Origin of the sequence: Kitasatospora sp. NPDC057198 (assembly GCF_042670125.1) — a bacterium.
GTDB lineage: Bacteria > Actinomycetota > Actinomycetes > Streptomycetales > Streptomycetaceae > Kitasatospora.
This window is the reverse complement of sequence record NZ_JBHUWH010000294.1, coordinates 1-10165: the sequence shown is the minus strand read 5'-3', so window position 1 is coordinate 10165 and position 10165 is coordinate 1. Positions and strand designations below refer to the sequence as shown.

At 76.8% G+C, this 10165-nt stretch carries 8 protein-coding genes; 5 read left to right on the top strand and 3 right to left on the bottom strand.

Annotated features, from left to right (window positions below; translation table 11 throughout):
• On the top strand, positions 1-386 hold a 386-nt coding region (locus ACFUEL_RS27170), incomplete at its 5' end, for a class I SAM-dependent methyltransferase (RefSeq protein WP_380239392.1).
• A gap of 19 nt (positions 387-405) precedes the next feature.
• On the opposite strand, the gene ACFUEL_RS27165 is transcribed toward ACFUEL_RS27170, so the two are convergent.
• A complete protein-coding gene (locus tag ACFUEL_RS27165) occupies positions 406-1332 on the bottom strand; it encodes an SGNH/GDSL hydrolase family protein (RefSeq protein ID WP_380239391.1) in 927 nt (308 codons plus the stop codon).
• Between the two features lie 232 nt (positions 1333-1564).
• Between ACFUEL_RS27165 and ACFUEL_RS27160 the strand changes: the two genes are divergently transcribed.
• Both ACFUEL_RS27160 and ACFUEL_RS27155 read left to right on the top strand, forming a co-directional pair.
• Positions 1565-2671, top strand: coding sequence for a PP2C family protein-serine/threonine phosphatase (locus tag ACFUEL_RS27160; RefSeq protein WP_380239390.1), 1107 nt, complete (start codon positions 1565-1567; stop codon positions 2669-2671).
• A 295-nt stretch (positions 2672-2966) separates the two neighbouring features.
• Positions 2967-3965 (top strand): Gfo/Idh/MocA family protein, encoded by a 999-nt coding sequence (locus tag ACFUEL_RS27155; RefSeq protein WP_380239389.1) that lies wholly within the window; start codon positions 2967-2969, stop codon positions 3963-3965.
• A 22-nt stretch (positions 3966-3987) separates the two neighbouring features.
• On the opposite strand, the gene ACFUEL_RS27150 is transcribed toward ACFUEL_RS27155, so the two are convergent.
• Together ACFUEL_RS27150 and ACFUEL_RS27145 are read right to left on the bottom strand one after the other, a co-directional pair.
• Positions 3988-6864, bottom strand: a complete 2877-nt coding sequence (locus tag ACFUEL_RS27150; protein WP_380239388.1) for an FAD-binding and (Fe-S)-binding domain-containing protein — start codon at positions 6862-6864, stop codon at positions 3988-3990.
• 135 nt (positions 6865-6999) lie between these two features.
• Entirely contained in the window at positions 7000-8172 is a 1173-nt protein-coding gene (locus ACFUEL_RS27145) for a hypothetical protein (RefSeq protein WP_380239387.1), read from the bottom strand.
• 173 nt (positions 8173-8345) lie between these two features.
• Between ACFUEL_RS27145 and ACFUEL_RS27140 the strand changes: the two genes are divergently transcribed.
• Positions 8346-8870 (top strand): GNAT family N-acetyltransferase, encoded by a 525-nt coding sequence (locus tag ACFUEL_RS27140; RefSeq protein ID WP_380239386.1) that lies wholly within the window; start codon positions 8346-8348, stop codon positions 8868-8870.
• Positions 8871-8950: 80 nt separating this feature from the next.
• Positions 8951-10165: erythromycin esterase family protein (locus ACFUEL_RS27135; RefSeq protein WP_380239385.1), on the top strand; the 1215-nt coding region annotated here is incomplete at its 3' end.

Below are 10165 nucleotides of genomic sequence, written 5' to 3'. Positions count from 1 at the left end.
CCGGGTTCGACCCCGGCCGCCGCGCGGTGGTCGCCTCGGTCGGCGTCAGCATGTACCTCACCGAGGACGCCACCCGGGACGTGCTGCGCAAGGTCGCCGCGCTGGCCCCCGGAACGACCCTGGCGATGACCTTCCTGCTGCCCGCCGACCTGCTCGACCCGGCCGACCGGCCGGGCCTGCGCACCAGCGGTGAGGGCGCGAACCGGGCCGGAACGCCGTTCCGCAGCTTCTACGCCCCCGGGCGGATGCTGGACCTCGCCCGGGAGAGCGGCTTCCGGGAGGTCGGCCACCTCTCCGGCCGGGTCCTCGCCGAACGCTGGTTCACCGGCCGGCCGGACGGCCTGCGCCCCTCCAGCGGCGAGGACTTCCTGCTCGCCACGGTGTGAGCGGGGAGTCCGCCGGCCGTCACCGCGGGTGGCGGCCGGGCAGTTCGGCCAGGAACGCGTCCGCGATCACCTGGTAGCCGGCGTCGTTGGCGTGGATGTCGCCGCGCGCCATGTTGGTCCACTGCAGGATCCGGGCCACGTTCAGCGGCACCTGCTGCCCGCCCAGCGGCACCGTCGGGGTGAAGGCGTCGGTGGCGAAGGCGCCCGCCACGTCGGCCGTCGGGACGCGGTGGCGGGCGTCCACCGCCTCGATCACGCCGTTCAGCGAATCGCTCAACTGCACCGAGGCGGTGGCGAGTTCCTTGCCCCGGTCGCCGGTCACCCAGGCCGCCAGGAACGGGTCGTACAGGTTCATCCCGACGATCCGGGTGCGCGGGCCCGCCGCCGCCCGCAGCTCGCCCAGGATCCGGTCCAGCCCGGTGCGGACCTGCTCGATGCCGTTCAGCGCGCACGGCAGGTCCAGCGAGCCGCCGGCGGCGCAGCGCTGCACGTCGTTGGCGCCGATGTCGATCGTCACCAGCAGCTCGTCCTTCCGGTGCGCCTTCAAGTAGGCCACCGCCGCCTCCAGTTGGGAGCCGCCGAAGGAGTGCGGGTACGGGCAGCCGCCGTTCGCCATGGTGCCGGTGGTCTCGCCCGGACAGCCCAGGTCGGTGAACTCGAACGGCCGGTGCTGCTGCGCGGCCCGCGCCCCCAGCGTCCGGGCCAGGTCCTGCGCGTAGCCCCGGCCCACCAGGTGCCCGCCGTCCGGCGTGCTCTGGTAGCCCGCCGCCAGCGAATCCCCGAGCGCCAGGTAGTACGCGGTGCGGTGCGCACCCTTCCCGCCGTTCCCGTCCGGACCGTGCCCGGCGGCCGGCGCCGCGACGGCGGGGACGGTGCCCGCGGCGGCGAACACCAGGGCGGTCAGAGCAGCGGCAACGAACGTACGGCGGCGCGCTATCGGGCGCACGGGGCCTCCAGGTGGCGACGGATCGGGATCGGATCGACCAGGGGAGGCTACTGCCCGGTACTCCCCGCGCGCAGGGGTTTCGGCTCGACTGCCGATCCGCCTGCCGGTCCGGTGGGCCGAGCGGGTCGAACGGGGGGGCGGCGGCCGGGGCGGCCGGGTGCGCCGCGTCACGACCCGTGCGCGCAGCGTGCACCGGGTCGTGGGGGCGGCGTCCGCAGGGCATGGTGGTGGGGTGGGAGTGCGGCGGAGACTGGCCGGCCTGCTGAGCGAGTGGCGCACCGGACACCTGATGGTGCTGCTGCCGCTCGGCCTGATCGTGCTGATCTCCGCCGTCGACATCTCGATCTCCCCGGACATCCACCTCGGCCCGCTGCTGGTGGTCGCCCCCGCCGTCACCCCCTCCTTCGGCGGCACCCGGCTGACCGCGCTGATCGGCGTCCTCGCCCTGATCGCCCAGGCCGTCATCGCCTCCCTGCACGGCGGCCTGTTCACCCCCAACCACGAGGCCCAGCTCGCCGCGCTCGCCGTGGTGACCGGCGTCGTCCTCGCCTACACCCGCATCCACGAACGCCACGGCCGCGAACTCGACCGGGTCCGCACCGTCTCCGACGCCGTCCAGCGCGTCATGATGCGCCCCCTGCCCGACCGCGCCGGACCGCTGCGGATCGCCACCCGCTACCTCGCCGCCGACGACGAGGCCAACGTCGGCGGCGACCTGTACGCCGCCGTCCGCACCCCGCACGCCACCCGCCTGCTGATCGGCGACGTCCGCGGCAAGGGCCTCGCCGCCGTCGGCGACGCCGCCGCCCTGCTCGGCGCGTTCCGCGAACTCGCCCACCAGCACCAGGACCCCGCGCGGCTGGCCGACGCGCTCGAAGCCTCCTACCGCCGCCACCTCGCCGAACTCTCCGACGGCGGCCAGGACGTCCAGGAGAACTTCGTCACCGCCCTGGTCCTCGACCTCCCCGACGACCGCCCCACCGCCCGGATCGCCGACTGCGGCCACCCCCCGCCCCTCCTGCTCACCGCCGCCGGCGCCCACCCCCTGCCGCTGCGCCGCACCGCCCCGCCCCTCGGCATGAGCGCCCTGGGCCCCGTCGACCGGCGCACCGAGGAGTTCGACTTCCCGCCCGGCAGCACCCTGCTCCTCCACACCGACGGGGTCACCGAGGCCCGCGACGCCGACGGCACCTTCTACCCCCTGCCCGCCCGCGCCGCGAGCCTCCCCGCCGGTAGCCCACACGCCCTGCTGGACGCCCTCCGCCGCGACCTCCTCGACCACGTCGGCGGTCGCCTGCAGGACGACGCGGCGATGATCGCGGTGACGCGGGAAAGCTGACAACGGGAGAGCAACCACCGGGGGCTCGGGGAACGGCGAGGCCCGGTCTGCGAGCGGTTCACTGCCGGAGCGCGCATCGGCTTCCGGTTCTGTTCAAGACACGCAGCAGCACGGACACTCCGACGGGCTCCGGCCGTCAGCAGCACGGACCCGCCGTTCCCCGGGCCCCTGGTGGTGCATGCCCGTCTGCCGACAGTTCCCCGGGCCCCTGGTTCGTCCCCCTTGTCCGTTCTCGATTCTTGCAGGTGGATAGGGTGGGGCAGCCCGTACCACCGCCGGACCGGAGGAGTTTTCCGTGCAGCCGATCACCGACCGTCCGATTCGCTGGGGGATCCTCGCCACCGGGGGGATCGCCACCTCCTTCGTCGAGGACCTGGCGGCCGTCCCCGGCGCCGAGGCGTTCGCCGTCGCCTCCCGGCGGGAGGAGACCGCGCGGGCCTTCGCCGACCGGCACGGCATCGCGCGGGCGTACGGCAGTTGGCAGGAGCTGGCGGCCGACCCGGAGATCGACGTCGTCTACGTGGCGACCCCGCACGCCGCGCACCACGCGGCGACCGTGCTGCTGCTGGAGGCGGGGAAGGCGGTGCTGTGCGAGAAGCCGTTCACGCTGAACTCCGAGCAGGCCGCCGAGCTGGTCGCGCTGGCCCGCAAGCGCGAGGTCTTCCTGATGGAGGCGATGTGGACGTACCTGGACCCGACGGTGCGGCGGATCGCCGAACTGGTCGCGGACGGGGCGATCGGTGAAGTCCGCTCCGTGCAGGCCGAGTTCGGGTTCACCGCGGAGGAGGACCCGACCCACCGGCTGTGGGACCCGGCGGCGGGCGGCGGCGCCCTGCTCGACCTGGGGGTGTACCCCGTCGCGTTCGCCCAACTGCTGCTCGGCGCACCGGAGTCGGTGCAGGCGTGGGCGCGGCTGACCGCTCTCGGGGTGGACGCCAACACCGGCATCCTGCTCGGCCACCCGGGCGGGGCGACCGCGCTGCTGTCCTGCTCGCTCGACGTGCAGTGCGGCCAGCGGGCCTCCGTCCAGGGCAGCACGGGCCGGATCGAGATCGACCGGGACTTCTTCCACCCGGCCGGGTTCACCCTGCACCGGGACGGCGCCGAGCCGGAGGTCTTCACCGCCCCCGCGCGGGCCGGGCACGGCTACGGGCTGGAGGCGGCCGAGGTGATGCGCTGCCTGCGGGCCGGGGAGACGGAGTCCCCGCTGGTGCCGCTGGACTCCACGCTGACCGTGATGCGCACCCTGGACGCGGTGCGCGAGCGGATCGGAGTCCGCTACCCGGGCGAGTGAGCCGGGCGGGTGAGCCGTCCGGTCAGCGGCCCTCGGCCTGTTCGAAGGCCCGTAGCAGTACCTCCGCCAGGTGCAACGGCCTGGCGGAGGGCTCCAGTTGGGTGAGCTGGGTGCGGCAGCTGAGCCCGTCGGCGAGCAGCAGCGTCTCCGGCGCGGCCGCCCGGACGGCGGGCAGCAGGGCGCGTTCGGCGGCGGCCACCGACACCTCCCAGTGGCCGCGCTCGAAGCCGAACGCACCCGCCAACCCGCAGCACCCGGCGTCCAGTTGGCGGTTGTCCAGGCCGAGGCGGGCGGTGATCCGGCGGTCGGCGCCGGTGCCGAGGACGGCGTGCTGGTGGCAGTGCACCTGGGTCATCGCCGGGCCGGTCAACTCCGGCAGCTCCACCGGCCGTTCGTCCAGGAACTCGGCCAGGGTGCGGATCCGGGACGGGAGTCCGGAGGCCGCCTCGCCGCCGGGCAGCAGCCGCGCCCAGTCCGAGCGCACGGTCGCCGTGCAGGACGGCTCCAGGCCCACCACCGGGAGTCCGGGCGGCAGTTCGCCCAGGTGGCGCAGCGAACGGGCCACCACCCGCCGGGCCAGGCCGAGTTGGCCACTGGCGACCAGCGTCAGCCCGCAGCACACCGGGCCGGTGGGCAGCAGCACCCGGAAGCCGAGGCGTTCCAGCACCAGGACGGCGGCCCGGGCCGGGGCCGGGTCGAGCAGCTCGGACATCGAGTCGGGCCACAGCAGCACCGCCGGGGCGTCCGGAGCCGCCGGGTGCGCGGCCCGGTGCTCGCGGAACCAGGCGCTGAACCGGCGCTCCGGCAGCGCGGGCAGTTCGCGGCGCGGGTCGACGCCGCCGAGCCGCTTGAGCACCGGCCCGCTGAACCGGCCGCGCAGCACGGCATCGGCGGCGCGCGGCGCCAGGTGGGCCAGCCGCAGCCACAGCGGCAGCCAGCCGAAGGACAGGTGCGCGGCCGGGCGCGGCCGGAACCGGTAGTGGTGGTACAGGAACTCGGAGCGGTAGGTGGCCATGTCCACGTGCACCGGGCAGTCGCTCGCGCAGCCCTTGCAGCCCAGGCAGAGGTCCAGCGCCTCGCGCACCTCGGGCGAGCGCCAGCCGTCGGTGACCAGTTCGCCGCGCAGCATCTCGCCGAGCAGCCGGGCCCGCCCCCGGGTCGAGTGCCGCTCCTCGCCGGTCACCATGTAGCTCGGGCACATCACTCCGGTCGAGGTGTCCACGCACTTGCCGACGCCCACGCAGCGGTGCACCGCCGACAGCAGGCTGCCGCCGTCCTCCGGGTAGGCCAGCGCCAGCGGCAACTCCCGCCCGGGGAAGCGCAGATCGGCGTCCAGCGGGCGCGGGTCGACCAGCAGGCCGGGGTTCAGCAGGCCGTCCGGGTCCCAGATCCGCTTGAACCGGGCGAACAGCCCGATCACCTCCGGCGGGAACATCCGGGGCAGCAGTTCGGCCCGCGCCTGCCCGTCGCCGTGCTCGCCCGACAGCGAACCCCCGTGCGCCACCACCAGGTCCGCCGCCTCCACCATGAACTCCCGGAACGCCTCCGGCCGTTCGCGCAGCGGGAAGTCCAGCCGCAGGTGCACGCAGCCCTCGCCGAAGTGCCCGTACGGCACCCCGCGCAGCCCGTGCCGCTTCAGCAGCGACCGCAACTGCCGTAGGTAGGAGCCCAGTTGCTCGACCGGGACGGCGGAGTCCTCCCAGCCGGGCCAGGCCGCACCGCCCGGCCGCCCGTCCGGGCCCGGCGGCAGCCGGGTGACGATGCCCGCGCCCGCCTCCCGGATCGCCCACAGCGCCCGCTGCTCGCCCGGGTCGGTCACCAGCGCGACCGACGCGACCCGCTCCCGCCGCACCGCGTCCGCCAACTCCCTTGCCCGGTCGGCGGCTTCGGCGGGCGTCGCGCCGCCGGTCTCCAGGAACAGCCAGCACGCGCCGTCCGGCAGCCGGTCCAGCACCGGCGGGCGCGGGCCGGAAGCGAGCAGCGCGGCCACCAGGTCGGCGGCCATCCCCTCGCAGGTCAGCGGCGCCAGCGGGAGCAGTGCGGGCACCGCGTCGGCCGCCGCCGTCTCGTCCGGGTACCCGGCCACCACCAGCGCCCGGGCCGCCGGTTCCGGCACCAGCCGCACCGTCGCGCCCAGCAGCAGCGCGCACGTCCCCTCGGTGCCGGTGACCGCCCGCACCAGGTCGTAGCCGCGCTCGGGCAGCAGCGCGTCCAGCGGGTAGCCCGAGCCGCGCCGGGGCAGCACCGGCATCGCCCGGCGCAGCAGTGCCAGGTTGTCCGCCGCCAGCGCCTGCAACTCCCGGTGCAGGCGGCCGATCCGGCCCGGGGCGCCGGCCAGCGCGGCCCGTTCGGCGGGCGGCAGCGGGCCGGTGACGGACAGTTCGGTGCCGTCGGCCAGCAGCAGGTCCAGGCCGTGCAGGTTGTCGGAGGTGCGGCCCCAGGCCGGCGAGTGCGAACCGCAGGCGTCGTTGCCGATCATCCCGCCGATCGTGCACCGGCTGTGGGTGGACGGGTCCGGCCCGAAGCGCAGCCCGAACGGCCTTGCCGCACGCTGGAGTTCGTCCAGCACCGCACCCGGCTCGACCCGCGCGGTGCGCCGCTCCGGATCCACCTCCAGCACCCGCCCGAAGTGCCGCCGGAAGTCCAGCACCACCGCGCCCGGCCCGATCGCCTGCCCGCCGATGCTCGTCCCCGAGCCGCGCGCCACCACCGGCACCCCGCGCTCCCGGCACACCCGCAGCGCCTCCCGCACGTCCGCCCGGTCGACGGGCTTCACGACCCCGCGCGGCACCTGCCGGTAGTTCGACGCGTCCTGCCCGTACACGGCGCGCTCGGCGGTGTCGAAACGGACCTCGCCGCGGACGGCGGCGGCGAGGGCGCGGGCGAGATCGGAGGCCATGCCCCGATCATCCCAGGCGGAGCCGGCCGCGGGCAGCTGCGACGGGCGGGCGCGGCGGCGACCGGTACGGCGGGGACGCGCACGGCGGGCGGGGGCGGACGCTCAGGGGCCGGCAGGCGGACGGCAGGCGGACGGTCAGGGGCCGGCGGGGGCCAGCAGGTCGTCCTCCCGGGCGGGGGCGGTCCGGCGCAGCCAGGCGGCGGCCTCCTGGCGGGGCAGGCGGCGCTCGAGGCGCAGCGAGGGGACCAGGTGCTCGAAGACCCGGCCGCTCGTCCAGCCGAACCTGCCGCGCGGCGGGTGCAGGACGAGCACCCGTACGCCGTCCAGCGGGCGGATGTCGGCGGGGATCCCCTCGGGGGCGACGTAGCGGCCGTGGCCGTCGAACAGGCGGAAGCGGCGCAGCACCGGGTCGTCCGGGGCGGTGCGGGGGCTGCCGCCGGTCGCGGCCGCCACCCAGGAGCGGGCGGGCGGCTCGCCCGGCAGCAGGCCGCGGAGCCGACTGCCGATCAGCCGGTCCGCGAGCAGGGTGTGCAGTTGGAAGTTGTCGCCGACGCCGCTCATCGTCAGCGCGAAACCGCGCCCCGAGCCGGGGTCGAGCACGATCAGCGGCTCGTCGTCCAGGACGGCGGCCAGCTGATCCGCCCAGAGCGCCCGCCGGGCGACCCCGCGCAGGCCGAACTCCTCCGGGACGAGCGACAGTTCGGCGACATCCTCGGTGGCCGCCCGCAGCTCCCGCAGCTCCTCGGGGTCGGCCGCGGCCCGGAACTCCCGGTGCCCCAGGACGGTGATCGAGGCCCGCAGCCAGTCCTCGGCGTCGAACCAGGACAGGGCGACCGCCCGCATCTCCGCCGCGCCGAAGCCGCCCCGCGCGCCCACCGCCGTGCAGGCCCGCACCACCTCGTCCACCGCGTCCGGCGAGCTCCAGTCCGGCGGCGGCGGGAACCCGTCCGGCACCTGCTGCGCCCACAGCCCCGGGACCATCGCGAACATCCGCAGCGCCGCCGCCGTCCGCGCGGGCAGCACCCCGGCGAGCGCGGCCGGCGACCCGCCCCGCTCCACGCACGCCCCCGCCAGCACCGCCGTCCTGGCGAACACCCCGTGCAGGGTCGGCAGCAGCGGGGCCAGCGCCTCGACGGCCGCCGTCAGCGCCGCCGGGCCGCCCGCCCGCGCGACCTCCCCCAGCGCGCCCAGTGCGCGGCGGAACCCCGCCTCGGACTCGGCGCGCATCTGCGCGACCAACTCGTCGACGCAGCCGGGGACGTCCGTCGGAGCGGCCGCGGGCAGGGGATCTGAACCGGTGTCGGACACGGCCGCGAGGTTAGCAACCGCCCCGCGCGGGCGTCCGGGCGGGGCCGGGCCGGCGCCGGGCGTAGGCTCCCGTTCCGCCCGAACCCCGCCCCGAACCCCGTCCCGAGCCCCGTCCCGAACCCCGTCCCAACCCCCGCCCAGACCCCCGCCCCCGCTCCGAGGAGGAGCCGCCCGTGCCCGGTCGCACCCGCATCCGCCTGATCGAACCCGCCGACGCCGCCCCGATCGCCGCGCACCGGGCCCGGGACGCCGACGCGTTCCGCCGCTGGGAACCGGCCCAGCCGCCCGAGCACCTCACCGCGGCCGGCCAGGCGGAACGGATCGACCGCCTGCTGGCCGGACACCGCGCGGGCACGCTCTGGCCGGGCGCGGTGCTCGCCGACGGGGAGGTGATCGGCCAGGTCACCGTCGGCGGCATCCTGCCCCAGCCCCACCTGCGCCGCGCCTCCCTCGGCTACTGGACCGCCACCACCGCCCAGAACCAGGGCCACGCCGGTCGCGCCGTCGCGCTCGCCCTCCGGCTGATGGCGGACGAACTCGGCCTGCACCGCGTCGAGGCCAGCACCAACCTGGAGAACCTGCCCTCCCAGCGGGTGCTGCGCCGCAACGGCTTCACCCCGTACGGCGTCGCGCACTCCTCGATCCTCCTCGACGGGAGCTGGCACGACGCACTGCTCTGGGAGCGCCTGCTCGACTGACCGCCCGCCCGCCCGCCCGCCCGGCCTGCCGGCCTCCGCGGCCGGGCCGAGCCGGGCCGGGCCGGCGTACCCTCACCCCCATGGGACGGGGACGGGCGGCGCCCGGCGAGTTGGACGGCTGGCTGGCCCGGCACGCCCGCCCGCTGCACGCCCTGGCGCCGGGCGCGCCCACCGGCGACCTCCGGCCGCTGGGCGCGGCGCTCGACGGCGTCCGGGTGGTCGGCCTCGGCGAAGCCACCCACGGGACGCGGGAGTTGTTCCGGCTCAAGCACCGGCTGCTGGAGTTCCTGGTCGCCGAACTCGGCTTCACCGCACTCGCCCTGGAGGCCCCGGCCGCCCCCGCCGACACTGTGGACGCGTACGTCCGCACCGGCGCCGGAGACGCCGCCCGCGCCCTGGAGGGCCTCGGCTTCTGGATCTGGCGCACGCGCGAACTCCTCGACGTGGTCGAGTGGTTGCGGGAGTGGAACCGGGGCCGCCCGCCCGCCCGGCAGGTGCGGTTCGCCGGCATCGACCCCCAGCGCTGCGGCCCCTCCGTCGACGCGCTCGACGCGCTGCTGCGCCGCACCGCCCCCGGGCGGGCCGCCGCCCTGCTCGACCCGCTGCGTTCGGCGGCCGTCGCGGCGCCCGGTTCGCACCCCGACCCGGAGGGCCGACTGGTGTGCCGGGCCGAGGAGTTGGCGGACTTCGTCACGACCGCCGCGCCCGGGGACGCCGGTGCGCTGCGGCACGCGCAGCTGCTGCGGGCGGCGGTCGACCTGGCCGGCCGGGAGTGGCGGCACCGGGACCAGGAGCGGACCGTCTGGGCGGTGCGGGACGGGTACATGGCCGGGGCGGTGGACGGACTGCTGGCCGACCCGGCCGCGAAGGTCGTCGTCTGGGCGCACAACGGCCATGTGGCGAAGGCGGGTTCGCGCGGGACGGGGCTGACGCTGGGCGGCCGGCTGCGGGCCCGGTACGGCGCGGGGTACTACGCGCTGGCCCTGCTGCTGGGCCGGGGCGCGTTCCGGGCCCGCCGCACCTGGCCGGGTCCGTGGGCGCGTCCGGCGCCCGGCCCGGTCGCCGTGCACCGGCTCGGCCGGCCCCGGAGCGGAACGGTGGAGGCCCGACTGCTGGCGGCCGCCCCCGGCGACCGCCTGCTCGACCTGCGCGGCTCGGCCGACGCCCCGGCCGGTGCCGGACCCGGGGTCCCGGCCGAGGTCCGCCGCTGGCTGGACGAGCCGCAGGACGTGCGGGAGTTCGGCGCGCTGGCGCCGCGTTGGAGCTACCGCCTCCAGCGCGCACCGGTGCTGCTG

Bases quoted from the DNA above. Each gene is read 5' to 3' on its own strand.
- ACFUEL_RS27150 (WP_380239388.1), bottom strand. From the start codon at position 6,864: ATGGCCTCCGATCTCGCCCGCGCCCTCGCCGCCGCCGTCCGCGGCGAG.